Origin of the sequence: Mycobacterium malmoense (assembly GCF_019645855.1) — a bacterium.
GTDB classification, from domain to species: Bacteria; Actinomycetota; Actinomycetes; order Mycobacteriales; family Mycobacteriaceae; genus Mycobacterium; species Mycobacterium malmoense.
The window spans coordinates 1,368,812-1,394,578 of the sequence record NZ_CP080999.1; the positions used below are offsets into that span (position 1 = coordinate 1,368,812).

Consider the following 25,767-nt stretch of genomic DNA (forward strand, 5'->3'; position numbering starts at 1 on the left):
GGATGCCAACGCGGATGAGCCAAGTCGGAACACGCCAAAGTCACGGCATGGCGCTTGACCCGCAGGAGGCCGCCGATCGGCTGCTGCGCGATGTGCGCAGCTCGCCGCGGGGATTGTCGACCCGCGAGGCGGCGCGGCGCCTGCTGCAGTATGGGCCAAATGCCTTGCAACGCAGGCGTAAGCGCCGCTGGCCCGGCGAGTTGGCGCGCCAGTTCACCCATCCATTGGCGCTGCTGCTGTGGCTGGCGGCGGGATTGTTGCTGATCGTCGGCTCGAATGTGGTTGCCGCGGCGGTGGTGTCGATCATCGGGCTGAACGCGGTGTTTTCCTTCGCGCAAGAGCTGCAGGCCGAACGCGCGGTGGAGGAGTTGACCAAATACCTGCCCCAGCGTGCCCGGGTCAAACGCGACGGCGCGGTGACCGAGATCGACGCGACGCAGTTGGTGCCCGGCGACATCGTGCTGATCCAGGAAGGCGACCGCGTCGCCGCCGACATCCGGCTGCTCGACGGCGCGATCGAGGTGGACAACTCGGCGCTGACGGGAGAATCGGTGCCGGTGCTGCGGTCGGCGGAGACGGCGGACGTGAACCTTCCGCTGCTGTCGGCGCAGGAGCTGGTCTTCAGCGGGGCCAACTGCACCGGCGGCGAAGCCCGCGGCGTGGCGTTCGCGACCGGGATGGCAACCGAGATCGGGCGCATTGCCGCGCTGTCCCAGGGGGGCAAACCCGAGCTGAGCCCGCTGGAACGCCAGGTCCGGCGGGTGGCGTGGCTGATCGCCGCGGTCTCGGTCATGCTGGCGGCGTCGTTCATTCCGGTGGCCACGCTGGCCGCGCATCTGACGCTGATCAACTCGCTGGTGTTTGCGGCCGGCCTGCTGGCCGCGATGGTGCCCGAGGGTCTACTGCCGGTGATCACGCTGGCGCTGGCGGCGGCGGTGCGGGAGTTGGCCGGCCGCGGCGCGCTGGTCAAGCGCCTCTCCGCGGTGGAGACGTTGGGCTGCACCGATGTGATCTGCACCGACAAAACCGGCACCCTGACCGAAAACCGGATGGTTCCGGTTGCCGCATGGGTGTCCGCCCAACGAATCGACCTCGAGGACAGCGATTTTGCAGCGCCGGACGACGCCGCGTCGCCGTCGGTGCGGGCGCTGGGCCGGGTCGCGGCCGCCTGCAACAACGCGTTTTTCGGCGAGGACGATAGGCCGACCGGAGACCCCACCGAGATCGCGATCCTGGTGGCCGCCCGCGCATTCGGCGCAGACATCGACCGTCAACGGCGAGAAGACCAGCGCCACAATCAGTTTCACTTCGACCCAGAGCTCAAATTGATGTCGACGGTCGACCGGCCGTCCGGCGCGTCGACCGTCATCCACACCAAGGGCGCCCCCGAAGCGGTGCTGTCGCTGTGCCGCGACATCCTCGACACCGGCGGGCATCCCGTCGCTCTCGACGACGCCGGGCGTCACCGGGTCGAGGCGGTCGTCGACGCGTTGGCCGGCGAGGGATTACGGGTGCTGGCCTTCGCGCACCGCGAGCTCGCCGACGGGGAGCCGGCGCCACAGGGGCGCGGCGACGCGGAACGGGACCTGTGTTTCGTCGGTCTGATCGCGATGCTCGATCCGCCGCGCCCGGGCGTCGCCGACGCGGTCGCCCGGTGCCGCACGGCCGGGATACGCATCATCGTGATCACCGGCGACCACCCGCTCACCGCGGCGGCCATCGCCAAGCGGGTCGGCATTACCGGGGACCGTCCCACCGTCGTGACCGACGATCGGTTCGCGCGGCTCAACGAGCGACAGCTCGCCGACCTGATGCGGGAAAACCCGGAGGTGATCTTCGCCCGCGCCTCGCCGGAGGCCAAGCTGCACATCGCCGCGGCGCTGCGCGACGGAGGGCACATCGTCGCCATGACCGGCGACGGCGTCAACGACGCCCCCGCGCTGCATTGCGCCGACATCGGTGTGGCCATGGGCAGATCCGGCACCGACGTCGCGCGCGAGGCGGCAACGATGGTGCTCACCGACGACAACTTCAGCACCATCGTCACCGCGGTGCACGCCGGCCGACGCATCTACGACAACGTCCGCAAGTTCATCGTCTACATCTTCGCCCACGCGACGCCGGAAACGGTGCCGTTCTTGGTGTTTGCCCTCGGCGGCGGCCTGATCCCGCTGCCGCTGACCATCCTGCAGATACTGGCCTTCGACGTGGGCAGCGAAACGCTGCCGGCGTTGTCGCTGAGCCGCGAACCCGCCGAACCGGGCATCATGGCCCGGCCTCCGCGCCCCCGCAGCGAGGGTGTGATCCGCGCGCCGATGCTGGCCCGGGCGTGGCTGTTTCTCGGCGCGATCGTCACCGCGCTCGAGATGGCCGGGTTCTTTTACGTGTTGCACAAGGCCGGCTGGCATCCGGGCGCGCCCGTGGGTGCGGGCGCCCCACTGCACCACGCCTACCAGCAAGCGACCACCATGACGTTCCTGGGCATGATGGCCGGCCAAATCGGCACCGCGTTCGCCGTGCGCACCCAGCGCGCGTCGTTGCGGTCGGTCGGCGTCTTCACCAACCGCTACCTGCTGGCGGGCATCGCCGCCGAGATCGCGCTGGCCGCCGTGTTCGTCTACACCCCACCGATGCAAGCGCTGCTGGGCACAGCGCCGCTGCCGGCTCAGGACCTGCTTCTGCTGCCGGCGTACCCCATAATCGTTTGGGGCGCCGATGAATTCATGAGGTACGTGCTCAGGAAGCGGGCGCGCCGTGGGGATTAGTCAGAAAAGCGACGCCGCCGCCACGCGCGGCCGCGAACGGGTCCTGGTCAGGGCCGACGTTCGGGCGGCCCGCCTCATCAGCCTGCTGATGCCGCTGTGCGTCCTGGGCTGGTTGGCGCTGCTGACCGTGCGCGAGCGTCTGGGCTACGGCGCTGTTGCCCCGGGCCGGTTCGGCTGGTCGGTGGCGTTACTCGTGGCGGCGGCCCTGATCGCGCGCGGCATCTTTCTCGGCCGGCCGGTGACCACCGGACACGCGATGGTCGCGGCCGCCGCGGTGGCCGCGGGGCTGTGTGCGCACTTCCTGTCCTTCGGCGCGCTCGGCAACGTCCTGGTCGCCGGCAGCGGGCTCGCGCTCATGTGGCCGACGGCGGCGCGACCGCAACCGGAGCTGCTGGGGCAGGTGTGGGCGCTGGTCAACGCCACCCGCGGGGATCCGTTGGCGCCCTTTGCCATGCACTCGAGCAAGAGCTATCACCTCAACGCCGAGAAATCCGCGGCGATCGCCTACCGCACCCGGCTCGGGTTCGCCGTCGTCAGCGGCGACCCGATCGGCGACGTCACCCAATTCGAGGACCTGGTGGCCGATTTCGTTCGCATGTGCCGCGGCCGGGGCTGGCAGATCATCGTATTAGCCGGGGGCGAACGGCATCTGGGGCTGTGGCGGAAAAAGACCGTCGGGGTGCCGATGCTGGCGGTGCCGATCGGGCGTGACGTCGTCGTCGACGTCCGCCGCTTCACCCTGACGGGGCGCCGCTATCGCAACCTGCGCCAGGCGGTGCAGCGCACCCACAACCGCGGTGTCACCACCGAGATCGTCGACGAGCGGGAACTCGACGATGCGCTGGCCGGCGAGCTGACCGAGGTGCTGTACGCCGCGCACCGCGCCGCGCGCACCGAACGCGGCTTCTGCATGAGCCTGGACGGGGCCCTGCAAGGCCGCTACCCCGGCATCAGGCTGGCCGTCGCACGTGACCGGCGCGGACGGGTGGTGGCGTTTCACCGATACGCGACCGCCGGCGAAGGATCCGAAGTCAGCCTCGATGTGCCGTTCCGCCGCCCGGACGCCCCCAACGGCATCGACGAGCGGCTCAGCGTCGACATGATTACCGACGCGAAAACCCATGGTGCGCTGCGGCTTTCGCTGGCATTCGCGGCGTTTCCGGAGATCTTCGACGCCGCCCGCCCGGGGCCGCTGCAGCGGGTGGCGTATCGGTTGATCCACCTGCTGGACCCGCTGATCCGCCTCGAGTCCCTTTACCGTTACCTGTCGAAGTTCCATGCGCTGGCGCAGCGGCGCTACGTGGTGTTGTGCGTCCACCACATCCCGGCCGCGCTGGTGGTGCTGCTGTCGCTGGAGTTCATGCCGCACCCGCGGCGTGGTCGGCAGCGCGGCTCAGGCGGGATCGGGCGTGTCCGGCGGCGGCGGGCCAAACCGGAACCGGCGGCCCGTGACCATCTCGGGTATCACCCGCACATAGTGCGTTTTCTCGGACGTCGTCCACGACAATAGCTGGGCCCGTTCGGCTTCCTCGATCTGCTCGTTGGTATGAAGCGAGCGTGCTATGCCCTTGATGATCACGCTCCAGCCCTCGGCGACGTTATGGTCGTCGGCCTCGAACAGCACGCGATGATTTATCGCCGTGCTGACCAATTTGGTGCCCTCCGCGGTGCGGAACAGCACGGTGCGGTGCTGGACGACGTAGTTGACGGGGAAGATTTCGGGCTGGCCGTCGACGCTGGTGACCAGCCGCCCCAGCGCCGCACCCGCCAGCAGATCCCAGCATTCGTGCTCCGGCAGGATGGTCACCCCGTCATCGGTTGTGGACATCGGACACCCTTCTTTGATGCGTCATGGGGATCAGGCTATCGACGGAAGCCGGGTAAGAGCGCCGGCCGAAAGTCCCGCGCCGCGGGGACCAAAGTTATTCCAGGACTTGGCCGCACGTGCAATCGCCGGCTAGCGGATCTGCAAGACGTCGTCGGGCGGGCGGCGCGGCGTGGGCGGCGGAACGGCCTCCATCGGCGGCGCGATCCCGGCGCGGACCAGCACCTGCGGTTGGCCGCCGTCCTTGAGCAGGCCGCGCACGATCTCGCGGCTTTCGTCCAGCTCGATCAGATGGGTCAGCGTGCAGGTCGCCATGAAGGCCATCGTGCACTCCAGCAGCACGGTCGACAACGCTTCGCCGCACCTCAACACGTCGGCCCTGGTGTCTTCCGGGGTCGACAGCACCAGAATCTTCGACCAGTCCACCGCGACCTGGCGGCGTCGATCCCAGTGGCTCCTGACCGGGAATTCGCGCCCCACGTCGACCCGGCGGCTTTCCGTGTCGGACGCCAGCGCGCTCGGCGGCACGCCCTCGGTCGCCGCGAACGGCGATGTCCACCACTCGAGTTCGGCGTGATACGTCGCGTCGTCGTGGCGAAGCGCCTCGGTGAGCCGTGAGGCCCTGACCAGCCGCGGTCGCGCGTCGTCGGAGAGCACGTCCAGCGTCACCAGGCTCTCGTCCAGCGTGCTGCGCAAGACGGGTTCGAAGAAGCTCCAGTAGGTGGGCTGGCCCATCGGCAGCCGGTCGGTTCTGCGTTGCAGGATCGCCCTGGCGCGGTCACGCTGGGCGTGGGTGACGTGATCGACGCGGCTGAATCCGATCGATGCCACATGATCGGGGTCATGGGGGTTGGGGAAGCGTTCGATTTCCGCGTGCCAACCCGCGGCGAGCATCGCGACCCGAAGGTGGTCGAGCGCGGCGCCACAACTGAGGATCGACTCGCGGCCCGAGCGGTCCGTGCCCGGCACCGCTCGGTCGCGATCGACGAACAGGCGCACGACGCCGTCCTTGGCCACCCACCGCCACGGCTGGCTGTTGTGCACCGAGGGGGCTCGGCAGGCCAGTCGCACGGCTTTCTCGACAACCTGGGTGTCCAGCGTCGCAATCATGATGTCAACTCCTCGCCGAGCTTCCGGATGCTATCGAGGCTAGGGGACACCGGAGTCGGTGACCAGGGTCGTTTGTCCCGGTCGGCCGGTCCAGTGACGTCACGCTGGGGACCAAGGACCCTGGCGTGCGACGTGCGCATGCCCGAGGCTCGAAGTGAGATAGGAGGCCGGTGAGTGCAATGACCCAGACAATGGTGGACACCGCGGTGATTACCAGCGCAGTGGAGCTGGCGTGCCGTGCTCCCTCGTTGCACAACAGCCAACCGTGGCGCTGGGTGGCCACCGGCGCGGGTGTCGATTTGTTCGCCGACCCGCACCGGGTGGTGACCTCCACCGACAGCTCGGGCCGCGAGTCGATCGTCAGCTGCGGCGCCGTGCTCGACCACTTCCGGGTCGCGATGGCCGCCGTCGGCTGGGACACCAGCGTCGACCAGTTTCCCAACCCGAACAATCTCGACCACCTTGCCTCGATCGACTTTGCTCCGATGGACTACGTCACCCAGGCCCGGCGCGACCGCGCCGCGGCGATACTGCGTCGCCGGACCGATCGAAACCCGTTCCGCGAGCCCAAGGACTGGGCCTCGTTCGAGCCCGTGCTGCGCAGCGCGTTCGACGGCAACCTGGCGACCCTTGACGTCCTGGCCGACGACGCGCGACCCCGGCTGGTGGAGGCGTCCCGCCTCACCGAGGCGCTGCGCCGCTACGACGACCTTTACCATCATGAATTGCATTGGTGGACGGCGCCTTCCAGAGACCAAGAGGGCATCCCCGAAAGCGCGCTGGCGTCCGGCGCCGAGGGCCGCGGCGTCGAGGTGAACCGCCGGTTTTCCACCGACGGTCACACCGGGACGAGTTCGGCCGGCGCCCACGACCAAGCGAAGATCCTTGTGCTGTCCACGCCGGGCGACACCCGCGCGGACGCCCTGAATTGCGGGCAGGCGCTTTCGGCGGTCCTGCTGGAATGCACCATGGCCGGACTGGCAACGTGCCCCGTCACGCACATAACGGAGCTGGAAGCCAGCCGTGACCTCGTGCGCGAGCTCATACCCGGTGCAGCGGCGGTGCCCCAGGTCCTGATCCGAGTCGGTGTCGACCGTACGGGCAAGATGCCGCCGGAGCCGACCCCACGGCGACCCGTGCGCGACGTCTTGGAGATTCACCGCTAGCGCCCGGTCCGGGTTTTCGGCTTGCGGAAGCGGCGCGCTCGGCGCCGATCACCGAGCCGACGAACGACCCGAAAGCCCGGGACTTCCGTCCCTATCGTCTCTTGCGGCCGGCTGGTCGGATGGAATTGGTTAAAGGTCAATATGAAAATTGAGGAGACACCCATGAGCACTCTTCCCGTTCGGCGCCGGCCGCGGTCGCTCTTCCCCGAATTCTCGGAACTGTTCGCCGGTTTCCCGGCCCTGGGCGGTATCCGCCCCGTTTTCGACACCCAGGTGATGCGGCTCGAGGACGAACTCAAGGACGGCCGCTACGTGGTGCGCGCGGAAATGCCCGGCGTCGACCCCGCGAAAGACATCGACGTCACGGTGCGCGACGGACAACTCACCATCAAGGCCGAGCGTAGCGAGAAGAAAGATTTCGACGGCCGCTCGGAATTCTCGTACGGCTCGTTCGAGCGTACTGTGGCGCTGCCGCCCGGCGCCGACGAAGACAAGATCGAAGCCACCTACGACAAAGGCATCCTCACTGTCTCCGTGGCGGTTTCGCAGCCGAAGCCGGCCGAGCGGCACGTTCGGGTGCAGCCGGCCAATGGCCAGTGACCGCGGTGCGCAATGACCAGAGCAGCTAACGTCACCCGGCACTCGCCGCGGCGCGTGTTTCGCGACCGCGGCGAGGCCGGCCGGGTGCTGGCGAACCTTCTCAGCGCCTATCGCGACCGGCGGGACGTGATCGTCCTGGGCTTGGCGAGGGGTGGAGTGCCCGTCGCGTGGGAGGTGGCGGCCGCGCTGGGCGTGCCGCTGGACGCCTTCATCGTGCGCAAACTCGGCGCCCCCGGCCATGAAGAGTTCGCGGTGGGCGCGCTGGCGAGCGGTGGCCGCGTCGTGGTCAACGACGACGTCGTGCGGGGTTTGCGGATCACGCCGCAGGAACTGCGCGCCATCGCCGAGCGGGAAGGCCGCGAACTCGTCCGGCGCGAGGCCGCCTACCGCGACGGGCGTCCACCCATCGACGTGACCGGCAAGACGGTCATCCTCGTCGACGACGGTTTGGCCACCGGCGCAAGCATGTTCGCGGCCGTGCAGGCATTGCGCGAGGCCGAGCCCGCGCACATCGTGATCGCGGTGCCGGCGGCCCCGGAATCCACCTGCCGGGAATTCGCCGGTCTCGTCGACGATGTCGTGTGCGCGTCGATGCCCACCCCGTTTCTGGCGGTCGGGGAGTCGTTCTGGGATTTCCGCCAGGTCAGCGACGAAGAGGTTCGCCAGCTGCTCGCCACCCCGACGACGGAGCCGTCGACCGTAAGACCCCCGGCGCGGACACCCGCCGAGGTGATCGGCGGCGTGGCCATCGACGCGCCGCAGGGCGTCCCGCCACGGGAGACGTTGGAAGAGTTGATAGGTGACGCGCGGATCGTCCTGATCGGCGAAAGCTCCCACGGGACGCACGAGTTCTACGAGGCCCGGGCCGCCATCACGAAATGGCTGATCGAGGAGAAGGGTTTCTGTGCCGTCGCCGCGGAGGCGGACTGGCCCGACGCCTACCGAGTGAATCGCTACGTTCGCGGCCTCGGCGAAGACACGAACGCCGACGAAGCGTTGAGCGGATTCGAGCGCTTCCCGGCCTGGATGTGGCGCAACACGGTCGTGCGCGACTTTGTCGACTGGCTCCGCGCCCGTAACCGACTGCACGAGTCGAACGGCCAGCGCCAGGCCGGCTTCTACGGCCTAGACCTCTACAGCCTGCACCGGTCGATGGACGAGGTGATCACTTACCTCGACAAGGTCGACTCCAAGGCGGCCGCGCGGGCGCGGGAGCGTTATGCCTGCTTCGACCACGCGTCGGCCGACGACGGTCAGGCGTACGGTTTTTCGGCGGCGTTCGGCGCCGGTCCGTCGTGTGAAAAGCAGGCGATCGAGCAGCTGGTCGAGATCCAGCGCAGCGCGTTGGACTATGCGCGCAGGGACGGGCTGCTCGCCGAGGACGAACTGTTCTACGCCCAGCAAAACGCGCAAACGGTGCGCAACGCGGAGGTGTACTACCGCGCGATGTTCAGCGGGCGGGTCACCTCGTGGAACCTGCGTGACAAGCACATGGCGCAAACCCTCGATGCGCTGCTGAAACACCTGGATCGCCACCACGACGCGCCAACCGCCCGAATCGTGGTGTGGGCGCACAACTCTCACGTCGGGGACGCGCGGGCGACCGAGGTATGGGCCGACGGACAACTCACGCTCGGCCAACTGGTCCGTCAGCGATACGGCGACCAGGCGCGTCTCATCGGGTTCAGCACATACGCCGGCACGGTGACCGCCGCCAGCGAGTGGGGTGGCCTGGCCGAACGAAAGGTCGTTCGCCCGGCCCTCCAGGGCAGCATCGAAGAGTTGCTGCACGAGGCCGGCCGGAGCGCCTTCCTGGTGTCGGCGCTCCTCAGCCCCGCGGCCGCGGATCCGCTCGCCACCGTTCGGTTGGGGCGCGCCATCGGCGTGATCTACCGGCCCGAGACGGAACGGCAAAGCCACTACTTCCACGTCCGGCCGGCCGACCAATTCGACGCGATGATCCACATCGACAAGACCCGCGCGCTCGAACCCCTCGAGCCCACGAGCCTGTGGATCGCCGGCGAGACGCCGGAAACGTACCCCAGCGGGCTGTAACCGTCGACCACGAGCGGAGCCAGCGAACATGCAGACGCCAGCGGAGCCGCCCGCGAGCCACGCGCAAATCGTCACGTTGACCATGAATCCGGCGCTCGACATCACGACGAGCGTCGACCTGGTGCGGCACACCGAAAAAATGCGCTGCGAGGCCCCTCGCTACGACCCGGGCGGCGGCGGCATCAACGTGGCCCGCATCGCGCACGTGCTCGGTGCGTCGGTCTCGGCGGTTTTTCCGGCGGGCGGCGCGACCGGTGGTCTCATCGTCAGGCTCCTCGACGAGGCGGGTGTGCCGTTTCGGGGGGTCGCGATCGCCGCGTCGACGCGAGAGAGCTTCACCGTCAACGAAAGCAGCAGCGGCCAGCAGTACCGGTTCGTCCTGCCGGGGCCGCGGCTGACGCTGCGCGAACAGGCGCACTGCCTCGAGCAACTGCGGATGGCCGCGGAGTCGGCCGAATTCGTGGTGGCCAGCGGCAGCCTGCCGCCCGGCGTGCCTGCCGATTTCTACCAGCGGGTTGCCGGCATCTGCCAACAGCTCGGCGCCCGCCTCGTCCTGGACACCTCCGGCGGCGGCCTGCAGCACGTCTCCTCCGGGGTGTTTCTGCTCAAGGCAAGCGCGCGAGAACTGCGGGAAGGTGTCGGGCGGCCCCTGGCCACCGAAGCCGACCAATTCGCCGCGGCACACGAACTCGTCGACAGCGGACGCGCGCAAGCGGTGTTGGTGTCGTTGGGATCCGATGGTGCGCTGCTCGCGACACCGCATGCAAGCCAGCGCTTTTCGGCGATTCCGATGCCCGGCGGGAGCGGCGTGGGGGCGGGCGACGCGATGGTCGCCGCGATCACGGTGGGGCTCAGCCGCGGATGGCCGCTGTCCAAATCCGTGCGGTTGGGCATAGCCGCCGGCGCGGCGATGCTGACGACCCCGGGAACGGCCGTCTGCGATCGGGCGGACGTGGAGAAGTTGTTCGCCCGGTCGGCGGAACCCCGCGACGTCCCGCACGTCTGAGCCTCCCGGAAACTCGGACCGGCCAGGGACGAACGGCTTACCAGATAAGGCCTAACGACCCCTCCGTAACGAGCGCCGGCGCAATAGCCTGATCTTGAGCGGATAAAGATCAGGAGCCGACATGAACCAGCTGGACGCGAAGTCGGTGGTCGTGGGCGTCAACGGCTCGCAGGCGGCGGTGAACGCCGCCAAGTGGGCGATCGACGAGGCGCTGAGCCGGCGGATGCCCCTTCGCCTCGTCTATGTCATTCCCGTCGTCCCCGGCCGGGAGCCGCGGATCGGGTCGGCGCCCACCTCCGAGTGGGAGCTCGAGCGCGCCGAAATGGCGCTGTCCCAAGCGAGCTGCGCCGTCCAGAGCGCCGCCCACGGAAAGGGCAGGCCGGTCGAGGTCGAAACGGCTGTTCTCTCAGGAGATCCCGCGCAGGTGTTGGTCAACGAATCACAGGATGCGGCCCTGGTGTGCGTGGGCACCGCCAGGCGGGGACGGGCGTCCGACGGGTTGTTGGGCCCCACCGCGGCCGCGTTGGTGGCGCGGGCGCAGTGTCCGGTGGCGGTCATCCGCACCAATCCCGACGGAACGCCGACGAAGCTCGGCGTGATCGCCGTCGTGCTCAACGACGAGCCCGACAACGACGAAGTCGTGCACCAGGCCATGGAGGAGGGACGGCGCCGCCACGCCACCGTGCGGCAGATCGATCGGCGAGTAAACAGCTGGGTCCGGCGTTACCCGGACGTGCCCGTCCAGACGGTCGCCGCCGGCACCGGGGTAACGTCCGGCGAGAGGCAAAGCGGCGCAATCGAATTGGCAGTCGTGGGTAGCACCGATGCCGACGAGATCGCCGGGCTGGCCGTCCCGAACTGTCATCCGATTGTGGGCTACCCCGACTGCTCCGTGCTCGTGGTCCGCCATTGAAGTCGGGCCGGCATCGATGAAAGAGCTAGTCACCCCGCAGCCGATCGTGGTCGGCATCGACGGCTCGAAGGCGGCGCTACGCGCGGCGCTGTGGGCCGTTGACGAGGCGGTAAGCCGTGACGCGCCGCTGCGGCTGCTGTGCGCGATCGAGCGGGACGATGGCCCGGAAACCGGGCCGCAGGACGAGGCCCGCGAGCTGACCGCCGCGGAAATGGCGATCCGCCACGCACTCACGGCGATCGAAGCCGTGGGCAAGCCGGTGAAAACGGAGACCGAAATCACGCACGGGCCCGCGATCGGGTCGTTGGTCAGCGCGTCGGCATCGGCGGCCATGGTGTGCGTGGGCGCCGTCGGATTGCGTCACTTCCGACCGGGCCGGGTGGGTTCCACCGCCGCGGCGCTGGCCATCTCGGCGCGGTGCCCCGTGGCGATCATTCGCGCCCGTGACGACCGCCCGCACCGGCCCGCCGACGGGATCGTCGTCGAGCTGGATGAGTCTCCCGACAACGGCGTCGTGCTGGGCGCCGCCGTCGAGGAGGCCCGGCTGCGCAACGCCGCGCTGCAGGCGATCATCTGCCGGCGAACCGCCGATACCGAAGGCAACCGCCGGGCGCTGGCCGACCTCGATCGCCGGCTGGCCAGCTGGAAGCGACGCCATCCGGACCTGCGGGTGGAGTCGGTGGCGTTGCCCGGCAGCCTGCTGGAGTACCTGGCTTACCAACGTCGGTCGGTGCGGTTGGTGATTGTCAGCGGTCACAACCGTCAGCACTTGGACGAACTGGTCGGGCCGGCCGGCAGTGCGATACTGCAGGACGCGGACTGTTCGCTGATCGTGGTGAATCAGCGGCATTTGTGAGGTAGGGCAGCTATGCGAATATGGGATATCGAGGCGGCCGTTCCCAGACTGTCCCGCACGCCCGGCAGAAAGGCCCCGTACATGGTCAAGGTGTTCCTCGTCGACGACCATGAAGTCGTTCGACGCGGTCTTGCCGATCTGCTCGCATCGGACCCCGAGCTCGAAATCGTCGGCGAGGCCGGTTCCGTATCGGAAGCCAAGGCGAGGATACCGGCGTTGCGGCCCGACGTCGCCGTGCTTGACGTGCGCCTTCCCGACGGGAACGGAATCGAGTTGTGCCGCGACCTGGTGTCCGATCATCCGGACCTGCGATGCCTGATGTTGACGTCGTTCACCTCCGACGAGGCGATGCTCGAGGCGATCCTGGCCGGCGCCAGCGGCTACGTGGTCAAAGACATCAAGGGCATGGAGCTCGCCCACGCGATCAAGGAGGTCGGCGCCGGGAAATCCCTGCTGGACAACCGCGCGGCCGCCGCGCTGATGGCCAAGCTCCGGGGCGCGGCCGAGCGTGAGGACCCCTTGTCGGGATTGACCGAGCAGGAGCGCACGCTGCTCGGGCTGCTCAGCGAAGGACTGACCAACAGGCAGATCGCCGCCCGGATGTTTCTCGCCGAGAAGACGGTGAAGAACTATGTGTCGCGGTTGCTGGCCAAGCTGGGCATGGAGCGGCGGACGCAGGCGGCGGTGTTCGCCTCCAAATTGGATCAACGGTCCAGCCAGCGAACGATGCCGACCGAGGTACCACCGGACCGCTAACCGGCGGCGCCGCAGTTTGCTGGTCGGCGCCGACCGTTGGCCTTGGGTACCCGACGAAAACGGATTAAGCTGGCGAAGGCACCTCGGGTTGCTCGCGTCGTACCTGTCGTTCCGGCGCGAGCCGCTGTACAGCTGAAGGCCTCGTGGAGGTATCGGGTCGATGGCCGGCGACGAACGTAGCTCGGCCTTTGCCGGACTCGGCCAGCGTGGCCTGGTTAGCAGGATGCATGAGCAGCTCGACGAGTTGCTGGCGGCACGCGACCAAATGGAGCAATTGCTGCGGGTGATCGTCGAGCTGGGCTCGGACCTCGACCTCGACGCGACACTGCACCGGATTATCGGCGCCGCCAGGGAATTGACCTCCGCCCCGTACGGCGCCCTGGCCGTTCGTGATCCCGAGGGCGACCTGCTCCGGTTTGTTCACGAGGGAATCGACGTGGCGACGGCTCGGGTCATCGGGCATCTACCGGTTGGCAAGGGGCTGCTGAGCCTGTCGCTCCTGGACACGCCGGCCCTGCGCATGGACGATCTGACCACCCACCCGTCCGCCGTCGGATTCCCCGAACACCACCCCGCCATGCGGGCCTTTCTCGCGGTGCCGATCACCATCCGCGGGATCGTGTTCGGCAACCTCTATCTCACCCACGACGAGCCGGGGCGGGCGTTCTCCGAATCCGACGAGGTTGCCGCCCGCGCGCTGGCGTTTGCGGCGGCGGTCGCCATCGACAACGCGCAACTGTTCGAGCGCGAGCGGACGTCGGTGAAGTGGATGGAGGCCAGCCGCGAGATCACGACGGCCCTGCTGTCCAGCGCCGAGCCGCACCGGCGCCCACTGGAGTTGGTCGCCGACCGCTTATGCAACCTGACCGGTGCCGAACAGGCGATCGTGCTCCTTCCGGCCGACCCCGACCTGCCCGACGACGAAATCGACGCGCTGGTGGTGTCCGCCGCGGTGGGGGCTTATGCCGCCGAGGTGATCGGCCGGCGAGTTCCGGTGGACTCGTCCACCAGCGGTGCCGTCTTCCGTTCCGGCACACCGGTGATCACCGAGTCGTTGAGGTACCCCATTCAGGCGTTCACCGACGTCGGGCAGCGCCCCGCCATCGTGATGCCGCTGCGCGCCCACGATCAAGTCGTGGGTGTCATCGCGATCGCCCGCGGCGCCGACCAGCCGCCGTTCGACAAGAGTTACCTCGACCTGGTGAGCGATTTCGCCTCGCAGGCCGCGATGGCCCTCGTGCTGGCGTCGGCCCGCGCGGACGCGCGCCGGCTGACCATCCTCGCCGAGCGCGAGCGGATCGCGCACGATTTGCACGACCACGTCATCCAACGGCTATTCGCCGCCGGCATGGACCTGCAGGGCACGCTGGCCAGGGCGCGGTCGCCGGAGGTCGCCGACCGGCTCAACCGCACGCTCGACGACCTGCAAACCATCATCGAAGAGATCCGCACGACCATTTTCCAACTCAAATCCCCGCTGGGAGAAAATGGCGACTTTCGGCAGCGGATTCAACGAGTGGTCGCCGATCTGACCGAAAATCGTGACATTGTGACGACGATGCGCATGCACGGACCGATGACCACCGTTGGCGGTGAACTTGCCGAGCAGGCCGAAGCGGTCACCGCGGAAGCCATCAGCAACGTCCTGCGCCACTCCGGCGCTTCACGGCTGACGATCGAGGTCAGTGTCTCCGATATGTTCGTCCTCGACATCATCGACAACGGCTGCGGCATACCCGTCGGCAATTCGCGCTCCAGCGGCTTGGCCAACATGAAGTACCGCGCCGAACAACTCGGCGGTGCCTGCGAGATCACCAATCCACCGGAGGGTGGCACCCGCGTCCACTGGGTCGCTCCGCTGACCGCATGAGCGATCGACTCGCGGATTCGGCGGCCACCGCTCGATTGCTCGACGGACGGCTCGTGTCGCTGCGTCGCCTGCGGCTCGACGACGCCGACGCCGTATTGGCGCTCCATCGACACCTCTCCGATCACGATCGATACTTTCGGTTCTTTACGCTGCAGCCGGTCGCGCTGCCCGAACTCATCGTCAAGCTGACCGCGCCGGCTCACGGCCTCTACGCCCTCGGCGCATTCGACGCCGACCGGCTCATCGGTGTGGCGCACTACGTGGCCGTCGGCGACGACCCGAGCGTCGCCGAAGTCGCGATCGTGGTCGCCCACGAAGACCATTCGGTGGGCGTGGGAACGGCCCTGCTCAAACGTCTGGCCCCGATCGCCCGGGCCCACGGGATCGGGCGCTTTGTGGCCGACGTCCTGGGCGAGAATCATCTCATGCTCACGGTCTTCTTCGATCTCGGATGGCCTTGTAAGCCAACGGATTACGGGGCGATTCGGCACCTGGAGGTCGAGCTGCCCGAGTTCGACGAGGCACCGACGTCCACGGATGAGGGTTCATAGCGAGGAGTGCGAAATGCCCGGTGAGACAGCTAAATTCGGAGTGCTGGTGTGCGTCGACGGGTCGGCGCCGTCGGATGCCGCCGTAGCCTGGGGTGCGCGCGAGGCCATCATGCGCAAACTGCCGCTCACGCTGATCCACGCCGTTCCCCCGGTGGTCGTCGGGTGGCCGGTGGGCCAACTGTACGCGGACATGCCCGACTGGCAGAGGGACAGCGGACGGCAGGTCATCGATCAGGCGCGTAAGACGCTCAACGCCGGCCTCGGCGATTCCGAGCCACCCGAAATACGCACCGAGATGGTTTATTCCAGCGTCGTGCCGGCGTTGATCGAGGCCTCCAAGGACGCGTGGATGGTCGTCGTCGGCAGCCAAGGTCTGGGCGCGTTGGGCCGTCTGCTGCTGGGCTCGGTCACGGCGGGACTGGTTCACTATGCCCACTGTCCGGTCGCGGTCATTCACTCCGACAAAAGTGCGGCCCCCGATCCCCACGCGCCCGTGCTCGTGGGCATCGACGGGTCGCCCGCCTCGGAGGCGGCGACCGCCCTGGCCTTTGACGAAGCCTCGCGCCGCGGAGTCCAGCTGCGCGCCCTGCACGTGTGGAGTGACGTGGGCGTGTTCCCGGTCCTCGGGATGGACTGGCGCGACCGCGAGAGCCAAGGGCAGGAGGTTCTCGCCGAACGCCTGGCCGGTTGGCAAAAGCGGTATCCGGATGTGCGCGTTGAGCGATTGCTCTTCTGCGACAAGCCTTCCCACTGGTTGCTCAAGGAGTCCGAGCGTGCCCAGCTCGTGGTGGTGGGCAGCCGCGGCCGCGGGGGCTTTCCGGGAATGCTGCTGGGTTCGGTCGGCTCCGCCGTGGCCCAGGCGGCACGTGTTCCGGTGATCGTCGTCCGCGATGGTCAGGAACCCGGCGGGTAGCCGTCAATCGCGCACGACGAGCACCGAACATCCGGTGTGGCCGGACAAGTGCGGACTGATCGGACCGACCATGCGGGCGACCTTGTCGGCGTCCTCGCGGCCCACCACCGCGAGTTGAACGGCCTCCTGGGTATGCGCGAGGAAGTCGGCGGCCCCATGCCTGGCGGCGGCCGGCATGACGTGCACCTCGCGGTACCTCGATACCCAGGGACCGAGCCGATGATCCAGCTGACGGTAGGGAATCTCACCAAAACCCCAGCGCCACACTCCCATCGCCAAAACCGGTGCGTCACGAAGCCGGGCTTCCCGGAAGCCGTGCTCGAGCACCGCGTCGTTGCCCGGCGATTCGTCGACGGCGACCGCGATCCACCCGGAGTCCGGCTCCCCGTCCTCGCGGCCGCTGCGAATGATCGCCACCGGGCAATGCGCCTTCTGAGCCACGGCGTCGGCGGTCGAGCCGAGGACCTTGCTGGCGATGCGCCCAATCCCCACCGAGCCCACGCAAATCATCGCCGCCCGTCGCGATTCGTCGATCAGGGCACGCTCCGGCGATCCGTGCACGATGTCGCATTCGACCTTGACCGGCTCGCCCGTGGCCTGCAGCGCCGCGTCGGCGGCGCGCAGCGACGCCTGGGCGTATTCGATCTCCAGGCTGTCGTCGCCCGCGCCGGCGTCCGCGTTCCGTTCGGGGATGGTGTGGATCAACCGCAACGGGATGTTGCGGTTGACGGCCTCGGTGACCGCCCATCTGGCCGCATTGATCGCCGCGTCCGAGCCGTCGATGCCGACGACGATCCGCTGTGATGGCTGCGGATGGTTCATCGCGTCCTCCCGATCCGATGGCCGGGCCGCGGGACGGCCCCGCGCCCACCACTTGGAACACTATTGGGCTCGGTGGCTGTCCAGCAGGGCCGTTCGACCCCCGTTTGCGGGCAATGGGTCACCAGCCGGGGTGTTCACGCGACCTCGATCGTGTGCCCCGGCAGCAGATGCTGCACGCGGCCACGGCATTCGACCGTGATCGGTCCGGCGTTTCCGGCCTCGGAGGTCAGCGCGCCCGCCCGTCCGCTGATCCGAAGGTGAAGGCGTTGGCCGCGATACACCAACGGGAACTCGATCGGGCCGAGCACTTCCGGCCACTGCGGGCCGACGATCAACCGGTCGTCTCGCGTTTCCAGTCCGGTGAAACACCGCTGCAGCAGGTCGATGCTGCCGGCCATCGCGGCCAGGTGTATCCCTTCCGCCGTAGTGCCGCCCTGGATGTCGGCGATATCGGAATCCAGCACCTGTTGGAAGTACTCCATGGCCTTGTGCCGGTTGGCACGGGCGAGGACCCATGCATGCACGACGGCGCTCAGCGTCGAGCCGTGCGAGGTGCGCGACAGGTAGTACTCAACCGTCTTCGGGATTTGTTCGGGCGCGAAGCGGTAACCGAGCCGGCCGAACAGGCCCAGCAGCTCCTCCGACGACAGCAGGTAGAAGAGCATCAACGCGTCGGCTTGCTTGGACGCCTTGTACTTGTTCACGCTGTCGTTTTCGGCTTCCAAAATGCGGTCGAGCCGCTGAATGTTTTCGTACCGCTGCCGATAGTGTTCCCAATCCAGCTCCGCCAGTTCGCAATAGCCCTCGAATTGACTGATCACGTCGTCGTGGAACGGGACGAACATGCGCCGCGTCACGTGATCCCACCGATCGAGCTCCTGGGCCATCAGGTCGACCTTCGCGACCAGGTCGAGCCGATCCCGCAGCGGCAGCAGGTCCAGCGCGTCCATCGCCCGCAAGATCACCCAGACCGCCATCACGTTGGTGTAGGCGTTGTTGTCGATCCCGTCGTATTCCTTGCCCGGATAGCCCGAATGGAACTCGTCGGGGCCGATGACCCCCCGGATGGTGTAACGCCCGCGACTGTTGTCGAATTTGGCCAGGCCCGCCCAGAAACGGGCGATCTCGACCAGCATCTCGGCGCCGTAGTCGACGAGCCACTGCCGATCACCGGTCACCTGGTAGTGCTGCCACGTGTTATAGGCAATGGCGAGGCCGACGTGATGCGCGCGCGCACTGGGATCCGGGTTCCAGCGGCCGGACTGCGGATTGAGATGCAATTCCTGGCTGACCTCGCGGCCGTCGCTGCCCGATTGCCAGGGAAACATGGCGCCCAGATAGCCCGCCGTGCGGGCCGCGCGGCGGGCCTCGGGAAGCCGCCGATACCGGTAAAGCAGCAGCGACCGGGCCACGTTCGGCATGCGCACGCTCAGCACCGGGGAGACGAACAGTGCGTCCCAGAAGACGTGCCCGCGATAGGCCTCACCGTGCAGGCCCCGGGCCGGGACCCCGGCGTCGAGATCGGCGGTGTGCGGCGAAATGGTTTGCAGCAGATGGACCGAATGCAGGCGCAGGACCCGCAATGCCCTCGCGCTGTCGGCCAGGCCAACCTTGCATTGTTCCCACAGCAGGGCCCACGCCCGGGCATGCTGATGGTGGAGATCGGCATACCGGCCCGCCGCGTCGAGGTGTTTCTGCGCCGCGCTCGCCGGTTCCGATATGGCCGGGTCCCGGCCGGTGAATATGGTCGCGACCTTCTCGCACGTGATCGACTGCCCGGCGGAGAGCTCGACCCGGATGTCATGACCGCCCCGGCCGCCGTCCCGCACGACCGCGTAGTGTGCGTCGGCCCGGACGTCGTCGCACCACACGGTGCTGCGCGCGGCCACCGCGATCGCGACACGTGATTGCGACGTTTGGGTTCGCAATATCACCGAGTCGGGCGTGATTTCGTCGATCACCGACTCGGTGAGGTGGGTGCTCGACAGCGAACGATAACGCTCGACCATGGTGTTGCGGACGGTTCCGTCCAGCAGTGACCTGAACTCGACTGTGCCCGACCAATTCTCGGCACCGACCGTGGTCTGCATGGCAAGCAGGTGGGGCTGGCGCATGGACGCGAATCGTTGTTGGGTCACGGTGGTGATCTGGCCGGCGCCGTCCCGGAACCGCAGGCTGCGGGTCAATGTCGCGTGCCGCAGGTCGAATGTCTGTCGGTAGGAAAGCAACTCGGTGTCATCAACGTGAAACCACGGTCCACCGTTGACGCGGAAGGTCAGCGACAGCCAGTTGGGGAGGTTGACGAGGCTTTCGTTCTCGATGGTCCGGTCCGCGATCCGATCGGACAGCTGGTTGTACACACCGGCGGCGTAGGTGCCCGGGTAATGCGACTCGGACGCCTCGGCTTCCGGGGCGCAACCACGGGTGGCGACGTAGCCGTTGCCGACGGTGCACAGCGCTTCGCGCAGCCGCTCGTCGTTCGGGTCGTAGGCGTCGTAGACGAGTTCCCACGGATCGCTCGACTGCGCCGCCTCCTCTTCCAGATCGGCCGCCAGGCGTCGGACGAATTCGCATACCGCGGAAGGATTCTCGAGGCTGAATAGCGAGGCGGACGGTCGGTCGCCATCCTCCGGGTGCCGCACCACTATTCCCACGCCGTCGAACTGGACCGCGTCGAAGGCGTCCTCGTCGGTGATGTCGTCGCCGACGTAGATCGGCAACATCGGGTCGGAGTCGGTGGCATTGTCGCTGCCCTCGATGTGTTCGAGGAGCCAATCGAGTGTCGTGCCCTTGTCCCACTCGATGTTTGGGCGAAGTTCGATGACCTTGCGACCGGTGGTGATCCGCAGGCCCTCAGCGCGCCCGACTTTACGGGTCGCGACGATCACCCGGTCGACGTCACCGGGATCGGCATTGCGATAGTGCACGGCCACCGCAAAGCGTTTGTGCTCCACCAGTATTCCCGACACCTCGCTGAGCGTCTCCGTCAATCGTTCGGCCGCACGCGCCAGGGCGGCGATGACGCCCGCGGCGGTGGCGTTCTCGTGGTGGGTGCCGTCCGGTGCGATCGCTTCAAAGCCGTGGCTGCCCGCATACCACACCCCGTCGACCTTGACGCGTTCGCGGACGTCGCCCAGATCGCGGCCGCTGATCACCGCCACGGGGCACTGCGCGGCCAGCGCGCGCAGCGCTTCGGCGGCGCCGTCGACCAGGGTGGCCGACTCCGGATGCTCGACGATCTCGGATAGCGTGCCGTCGAAGTCGAGGAATACCGCCGGTCGCCGGCTGGTCACCAAGTCTTTCAACTGGCTGTAGACCTGCATCGCATCGGCGACGCTCGACATGGGGCCGCCACCGCTTTGCACCGAGATCTCGGCGAGATCGGCGACGATGGTGTCGGCTCCGCAGGACAGCAGTTCGTCGGCGTTCCCGTCGCGCTCGAGACCGATGACGAGGCTGAAGCCGCCGTCCCTGCCGGCCCGCACACAGGCTTGGTCACGCGCGATGACAACGCAACGAACGGGGCGGACCCTCAGGCGGGTTGCCGTCTCGGTCAGCACCGCCGCGTCGGGCTTTCCGGCGGTCTGGGCTTCGCCGGCGACGACGCTGACGAGTTCGTCGATTCCCGCCGCGCGCAGCGTCTGCGCGCAGTCGCGGGTGGAGGAGTAGACGGCCGTGGCGACTCCGACGTCTCGCAGCCGCCGCAGCAATGGAACGGTTGAGTCGCGGGCCTGGACGGCACCCGGCGCGGTCTCCGCGATCACGCTGTCGAGCCCGAGGATCACCGCGTCGTGGTAGCGCCTGTCGACGGTGGCGGGCCATTCGGTCACCATGGTGACGATGCCACAGCGCAAGCCCGGGTCAACCCCAACCGATGCGGCGAGGTCCCATGTCCATGTGGTTGGTGACTAAAGCCTCATGATCGACGGCCGTTCGGGTAATAGCGTTTGCGGTAACCGAGGGAGAACACCATGTCTACACCCATGAACCGCCATGGCATCGTCGTCGGGATCGACGGATCGGCGGCCTCCAACGCCGCTGTCTGTTGGGCAGCTCGTGACGCGGCGATGCGGCATGTTCCGCTGACCGTGGTCCACATGGTGAGCGAGCCCGTGCCGATGTGGCCGGCAATGCCGCTGTCGACGGGAATCGCCTGGCAGGAAGAGGAAGGCCAGCGGCTCCTTGCCGAGGCGGTCAAGGTCGCCGAAGACGCCATGCCGACGGGCCGCAGGGTCGAGGTCAAGAGCGAGCTCAGTTGCGCGCCCCCGGTGCCGACGCTGGTCGACATGTCCGACGAGGCGGAGATGCTCGTCGTGGGCAGCAACGGGCGTGGAGCGGTGGAGAGGTTTTTGCTGGGCTCGGTGAGCTCGAGCGTGGTGCGCGGCGCGCACTGCCCGGTCGCGGTCATTCGCGACGAAGATCCGCTGATGCCCCACCCGCTGGAAGCTCCCGTGCTGGTGGGCATCGACGGCTCGCCCGCCTCGGAGCTCGCGACGGCCATCGCGTTCGACGAAGCGTCACGGCGTGGTGTCGAGCTGACGGCGTTGCACGCGTGGAGCGACGTCGAGGTCTTCGAACTGCCCGGGTTGGACTGGTCGGCGGTGAAGGCGGAAGCCGAGCTGGTTCTGGCCGAACGCCTGGCGGGCTGGCAGGAACGCTATCCCGACGTCACGGTGCACCGCGTCGTCGTGTGCGACCGGCCGGCTCGGCAGCTGATCGAAAAGTCGGAGTCCGCCCAGCTCGTCGTCGTGGGCAGCCATGGCCGCGGCGGTTTGAGCGGCATGCTGCTGGGTTCGGTGAGCAACGCCATTGTGCACTCGGTCCGGATGCCCGTGATCGTGGCGCGGCCGGCGTAGCTTGCCGCATCCTGCCTCAGGACACTGAGGCGGTGACCATGACTCCAGAGCCCAATATCCCCTATGTCCCCTATGTCCCCTATGTCGAGGTGCACGAGACCCACACGGGTGTGGTTGTGCTCGCCGGCGACCGGGCATTCAAGGCGAAGAAGCCGATATTGACCGACTTTCTCGACTTCCGCACGGCGGAGCAGCGCGAGCGCGCGTGCCGCAAGGAAGTCGAGTTGAACAGCCGCCTGTCGCCCCAAAGCTATTTCGGCGTCGCGTATCTCAGCGACCCCGGCGGAGGGCCGGCCGAACCGATCGTCGTCATGCGGCGCTACCACGACGACGACCGATTGGCGTCCATGGTGACCCGCGGCCGCGACGAGCCCGTTCGGGGCGTGCTGGACGCCATCGCGGCGGTGGTGGCCCGCTTTCACCGGCACGCGCGGCGGGGTCCGGTGATCGATGCCCAGGGCGAGGCCGGCGCGGTCGAGCGGCGCTGGCGCGAGAACCTGTCGGAGCTCGACCGCTACGCCGGCGCGCCGAGTCCGGCCGTCTCGATCGAGTCGCTGTCGCGAATCCGGCGCCTTGCCACCGAGTTCGTCTCGGGCCGTGAGCCCCTGTTCAAGCGCCGCGTCGAGGAAGGATTCATCGTCGACGGCCACGGCGATCTGCTCGCCGACGACATTTTCTGGGTGCGCGGCGAACCGGCGCTGCTCGACTGCCTGGAGTTCGACGACGAGCTTCGCTACGTCGATTGCGTGGATGACGCCGCCTTCCTCGCGATGGATCTGGAATTCCTGGGCCGCAAGGACCTTGGCGACTACTTCCTCGAACGCTACGCCCTGCATTCGGCGGATTCGGCACCGTCGTCGTTGCGGGACTTCTACACCGCCTACCGCGCCGTCGTAAGGGCGAAGGTCGATTGCGTGCGACTGTCGCAGGGCAAATCGGCGGCCGCCCAAGACGCCGCCCGGCACCTGGCCATCGCGGTCGAGCACCTTCAGAACGGTGGTGTTCGGCTGGCGCTCGTGGGCGGAAATCCGGGCACCGGCAAGTCCACCCTCGCGCGTACGCTCGCGGAAAAGACGGGGGCGCAGGTCATCTCGACCGATGACGTCCGCCGGGAACTGCGGGAATCGGGTGTCATCAGCGGAGCGCCGGGCGTGCTGGATCAGGGACTGTACAGCCGCGACAACGTCGTGACGGTCTATGAGGCTGCCCTGCGCCGGGCACGCCCGCTGCTGCGTGACGGGAAATCGGTGATCCTCGACGGCACCTGGCGGGACCCGCACATGCGCGCTCACGCGCAGCGCCTCGCGTCCGAAACGCATTCGGCGATCGTCGAACTGATGTGCTCGGCGACGGACGACGCGGCGGCCGGCCGCATCAAGACCAGGCGCCCGGGCAACTCGGAGGTGACCCCGGAGATCGCCGCGGCGCTGGCCGCCCAGCGGGCGGGCTGGAACACCGCGCACCGGATCGACACCTCTCAACCGCCCGAGCGGTCGGCGACCGAGGCCCACGATGCCTGGCGGCGAGCGGTCACCGAGTGAAAAGGTCTCGGGTCGATCGGATCCCGCGGCGACGCTAAGCCGCCGCATCCCCGGCCAAGTCCAAATGCCCCGGCCGTTGGGGACCAACGACTCTGGCGACAGTGACGTGGCGTTCCTAATGTCGAGGCCACCGCGTCGAACCCACCGCGCGGCGTCTGGAAAGGAGCTATCGCCGATGACTCGGCACTGGCTGGTGATGGAGACCGCCGGAGAAGGCGTCCCGGCGCCGTTCGTGGCGCGGTTGGCCGGCGCCGGTCGGCATCTGCCGGAAACCCGCCTGACCACAGACGAATTGATGGCCTCCACCCGCCACCGCACCCACATCGACCTGGAACGGCTTACCGGGATCCGCGAGCGCCGCGTCTCGGTCGGCGACGAGGATTCCTACAGCCTTGCCACCACGGCGGCGCTGAACTGTCTCGCCACCGCGCAACGGGACCCGGCGTCCCTTGACGTGGTAATCAGTTGCAGCATCACGAAATTCCGCGGCGGCCTCACCCAATGGCTCGAGCCGACGATGAGCCGTGCGGTGGCCCGCGGGATCGGGGCGCCGCGGGCGATGACCTTCGACGTGTCCAACGCCTGCGCCGGGATGCTCACCGGTGTCACGATTTTGAACAACTGGATCCGGCAGGGCATCGTCGAGCGCGGACTGGTCGTCAGCGGTGAGTACATCTCGCAGCTGGGCCTCAACGCGGCCCGCCACATCCGCAACATCATGAGCAAAGAGCTCGCCTGCCTGACCCTCGGCGACGCCGGCGCCGCGCTCCTGCTCGAGCGGGCTCCCGCGGGCTCCGCGGGGATCGCCCTCGCCGGGTTCACCGCGGTCGCCGACTACAGCCGCCTTTGCCTGGCGTATCCACGCGGCCACGATCCCGGCGCGCGGATGTTCACCAATTCCCGCGCGATCCAGAAGGCGGCCATCGCCGACACCCCCCTGCTGTTGAGCGAAGTGCTTGAGGCCGTTGGCATTTCCGTGCACGACATCGACCACGTGATCACCCACCAGACGTCGGCACGTGCTATCCGCAAGGGAATGGCCCGCATGTCGGAGTCGTTCGGGGAGGGCCCCCGCCACGATGCCGTGATCACCGTCGACCGGTACGGCAACACTGCGTCGACGACGCACACGGTGGCCCTGGTCGAGGAACTCGAGGCCGGACACATCGAGCCCGGGGAAAGGGTCGCGCTGCTCGCGTTGGCGTCGGGACTGGAGATCGGGGTGGTCTTACTGACCCTGGACGAGGACTTGGTGAGCCGCTATGGGCACGGTCATTGATCGAGTCGGCGTCGCCCGCCCGCGATGGCGCGCCCGGCACAGCGCGCTGCACCTCGCCGTCACCGCCGCGAAGGACTGCCTGCGGCGGGCCGGATGCGACCCGGGCGAGCTGGATCTCGTGGTGAACGCGGGGATTTACCGCGACCGCAACCTGGGGGAGCCGGCCCTGGCGGCGCTGATCCAGAACGACATCGGGGCCAACCCCGAGGATCCCCACGCCGGCGCCCACGGCACGTTCTCCTTCGACGTCGCCAACGGCGCCTGCGGAGTGTTGACGGCGCTGCAGATCGTCGACGGGTTCCTGCGGACACACACCGTCGGCCGTGCGCTTGTCGTGGCCAGCGACGCCGATCCGGGTCGCGGGATGAGCGAGCGCTTCCCGTTCTCCGCCGCCGGGGCCGCGTTACTGTGCCGCTGGACCGATGACGACTACGGCCTGGGCCGCGTGTCCTGGGTGAATGCCGACGATGCGGCAAGCGATACCGAAACATTCACCGCGACAGTGGGATTCGCCGATGCGCGCAATGTGCTGCGATTCAGCCAGTCGGGAGCGATGGATCAGCGGTTCGCCGCGGCGGCGGCCGGCGCGGCGCGCGCGTGCCTGGCCGCGCAGTCGGCGCGGCTCGCCGACATCGACCTGATTGTCGCCGCCCCGGCCCGGCCCGGGTACCGGGCCGCGCTGAGCGACCTGCTCGGGGTGCCGGCCGAAAAGGTCCGCGTCGCAGCCGATCAGCGCATGCACACCGCCGCGCTGGCGGCGGCGTTCGAGCCGGGCGCCGCGAGGCTCCCGGCAGGCGCGCGGGTCCTGTTCGTCGCCGCCGGCGCGGGCGTCACCGCCGGTGCCGCCTTGTACAGGCCCCCGCCGCCCGGGTTGAAAGGATAG

Annotated in this window: 20 protein-coding genes; 16 read left to right on the forward strand and 4 right to left on the reverse strand. The window is 68.2% G+C overall.

Features of this window, described 5'->3' with window-relative positions; all coding sequences use genetic code 11:
- The first annotated feature begins 47 nt into the window (after positions 1 to 47).
- Both K3U93_RS06470 and K3U93_RS06475 read left to right on the forward strand, forming a co-directional pair.
- Positions 48 to 2,765 (forward strand): cation-translocating P-type ATPase, encoded by a 2,718-nt coding sequence (locus K3U93_RS06470; protein ID WP_230981597.1) that lies wholly within the window; start codon positions 48 to 50, stop codon positions 2,763 to 2,765.
- Positions 2,755 to 4,275, forward strand: coding sequence for a bifunctional lysylphosphatidylglycerol flippase/synthetase MprF (locus K3U93_RS06475; RefSeq protein WP_230981598.1), 1,521 nt, complete (start codon positions 2,755 to 2,757; stop codon positions 4,273 to 4,275). The genes K3U93_RS06470 and K3U93_RS06475 overlap by 11 nt, the downstream gene beginning before the upstream one ends.
- Here the strand turns inward: K3U93_RS06475 and K3U93_RS06480 are convergent.
- Together K3U93_RS06480 and K3U93_RS06485 are read right to left on the reverse strand one after the other, a co-directional pair.
- Entirely contained in the window at positions 4,159 to 4,593 is a 435-nt protein-coding gene (locus tag K3U93_RS06480) for a pyridoxamine 5'-phosphate oxidase family protein (RefSeq protein ID WP_083010275.1), read from the reverse strand. The two genes, K3U93_RS06475 and K3U93_RS06480, sit on opposite strands and share 117 nt — an antisense overlap.
- Before the next feature lie 129 nt (positions 4,594 to 4,722).
- Positions 4,723 to 5,700, reverse strand: coding sequence for an Acg family FMN-binding oxidoreductase (locus tag K3U93_RS06485; RefSeq protein WP_083010276.1), 978 nt, complete (start codon positions 5,698 to 5,700; stop codon positions 4,723 to 4,725).
- A gap of 179 nt (positions 5,701 to 5,879) precedes the next feature.
- Here K3U93_RS06485 and K3U93_RS06490 point away from each other — a divergent pair, with 179 nt between their 5' ends.
- The 10 genes from K3U93_RS06490 (at position 5,880) to K3U93_RS06535 (ending at position 16,386) form a co-directional block, all read left to right on the forward strand.
- The gene (locus tag K3U93_RS06490; RefSeq protein WP_083010277.1) at positions 5,880 to 6,866 is read left to right on the forward strand and encodes an Acg family FMN-binding oxidoreductase; all 987 of its coding nucleotides are present in this window, start codon (positions 5,880 to 5,882) and stop codon (positions 6,864 to 6,866) included.
- Between the two features lie 162 nt (positions 6,867 to 7,028).
- The gene (locus K3U93_RS06495) at positions 7,029 to 7,466 is read left to right on the forward strand and encodes an Hsp20/alpha crystallin family protein (RefSeq protein WP_083010278.1); all 438 of its coding nucleotides are present in this window, start codon (positions 7,029 to 7,031) and stop codon (positions 7,464 to 7,466) included.
- A gap of 12 nt (positions 7,467 to 7,478) precedes the next feature.
- The gene (locus K3U93_RS06500; RefSeq protein WP_083010279.1) at positions 7,479 to 9,521 is read left to right on the forward strand and encodes an erythromycin esterase family protein; all 2,043 of its coding nucleotides are present in this window, start codon (positions 7,479 to 7,481) and stop codon (positions 9,519 to 9,521) included.
- A 28-nt stretch (positions 9,522 to 9,549) separates the two neighbouring features.
- Positions 9,550 to 10,527, forward strand: a complete 978-nt coding sequence (locus K3U93_RS06505; RefSeq protein ID WP_071512532.1) for a 1-phosphofructokinase family hexose kinase — start codon at positions 9,550 to 9,552, stop codon at positions 10,525 to 10,527.
- A 121-nt stretch (positions 10,528 to 10,648) separates the two neighbouring features.
- Positions 10,649 to 11,440, forward strand: coding sequence for a universal stress protein (locus K3U93_RS06510; protein ID WP_071512533.1), 792 nt, complete (start codon positions 10,649 to 10,651; stop codon positions 11,438 to 11,440).
- A gap of 16 nt (positions 11,441 to 11,456) precedes the next feature.
- A complete protein-coding gene (locus K3U93_RS06515) occupies positions 11,457 to 12,296 on the forward strand; it encodes a universal stress protein (protein ID WP_071512534.1) in 840 nt (279 codons plus the stop codon).
- A gap of 81 nt (positions 12,297 to 12,377) precedes the next feature.
- Entirely contained in the window at positions 12,378 to 13,052 is a 675-nt protein-coding gene (gene dosR / locus K3U93_RS06520; RefSeq protein ID WP_071512535.1) for a hypoxia response regulator transcription factor DosR/DevR, read from the forward strand.
- 223 nt (positions 13,053 to 13,275) lie between these two features.
- Positions 13,276 to 14,922 (forward strand): GAF domain-containing sensor histidine kinase, encoded by a 1,647-nt coding sequence (locus K3U93_RS06525; protein WP_230981655.1) that lies wholly within the window; start codon positions 13,276 to 13,278, stop codon positions 14,920 to 14,922.
- A complete protein-coding gene (locus K3U93_RS06530; RefSeq protein WP_071512537.1) occupies positions 14,919 to 15,473 on the forward strand; it encodes a GNAT family N-acetyltransferase in 555 nt (184 codons plus the stop codon). The genes K3U93_RS06525 and K3U93_RS06530 overlap by 4 nt, the downstream gene beginning before the upstream one ends.
- Before the next feature lie 13 nt (positions 15,474 to 15,486).
- Complete coding sequence (locus tag K3U93_RS06535; RefSeq protein WP_071512538.1) at positions 15,487 to 16,386, forward strand: universal stress protein; 900 nt, start codon at positions 15,487 to 15,489, stop codon at positions 16,384 to 16,386.
- Between the two features lie 3 nt (positions 16,387 to 16,389).
- Here K3U93_RS06535 and K3U93_RS06540 read toward each other — a convergent pair whose 3' ends face one another.
- Positions 16,390 to 17,208, reverse strand: a complete 819-nt coding sequence (locus tag K3U93_RS06540; RefSeq protein WP_071512539.1) for a universal stress protein — start codon at positions 17,206 to 17,208, stop codon at positions 16,390 to 16,392.
- Between the two features lie 134 nt (positions 17,209 to 17,342).
- Positions 17,343 to 21,041 (reverse strand): trehalose-phosphatase, encoded by a 3,699-nt coding sequence (gene otsB, locus K3U93_RS06545; RefSeq protein WP_071512540.1) that lies wholly within the window; start codon positions 21,039 to 21,041, stop codon positions 17,343 to 17,345.
- A gap of 138 nt (positions 21,042 to 21,179) precedes the next feature.
- Between otsB and K3U93_RS06550 the strand changes: the two genes are divergently transcribed.
- The 4 genes from K3U93_RS06550 to K3U93_RS06565 all read left to right on the forward strand — a co-directional run bounded on the left by K3U93_RS06550 (position 21,180) and on the right by K3U93_RS06565 (position 25,767).
- The gene (locus tag K3U93_RS06550) at positions 21,180 to 22,064 is read left to right on the forward strand and encodes a universal stress protein (RefSeq protein WP_071512541.1); all 885 of its coding nucleotides are present in this window, start codon (positions 21,180 to 21,182) and stop codon (positions 22,062 to 22,064) included.
- 38 nt (positions 22,065 to 22,102) lie between these two features.
- Entirely contained in the window at positions 22,103 to 23,605 is a 1,503-nt protein-coding gene (locus K3U93_RS06555) for a bifunctional aminoglycoside phosphotransferase/ATP-binding protein (RefSeq protein ID WP_083010352.1), read from the forward strand.
- 175 nt (positions 23,606 to 23,780) lie between these two features.
- The gene (locus K3U93_RS06560; protein ID WP_071512543.1) at positions 23,781 to 24,884 is read left to right on the forward strand and encodes a 3-oxoacyl-ACP synthase III family protein; all 1,104 of its coding nucleotides are present in this window, start codon (positions 23,781 to 23,783) and stop codon (positions 24,882 to 24,884) included.
- Positions 24,868 to 25,767: a beta-ketoacyl-[acyl-carrier-protein] synthase family protein gene (locus tag K3U93_RS06565; RefSeq protein ID WP_083010280.1), complete on the forward strand. Its 900-nt coding sequence runs from the start codon at positions 24,868 to 24,870 to the stop codon at positions 25,765 to 25,767. Before K3U93_RS06560 ends, K3U93_RS06565 begins: the two co-directional genes overlap by 17 nt.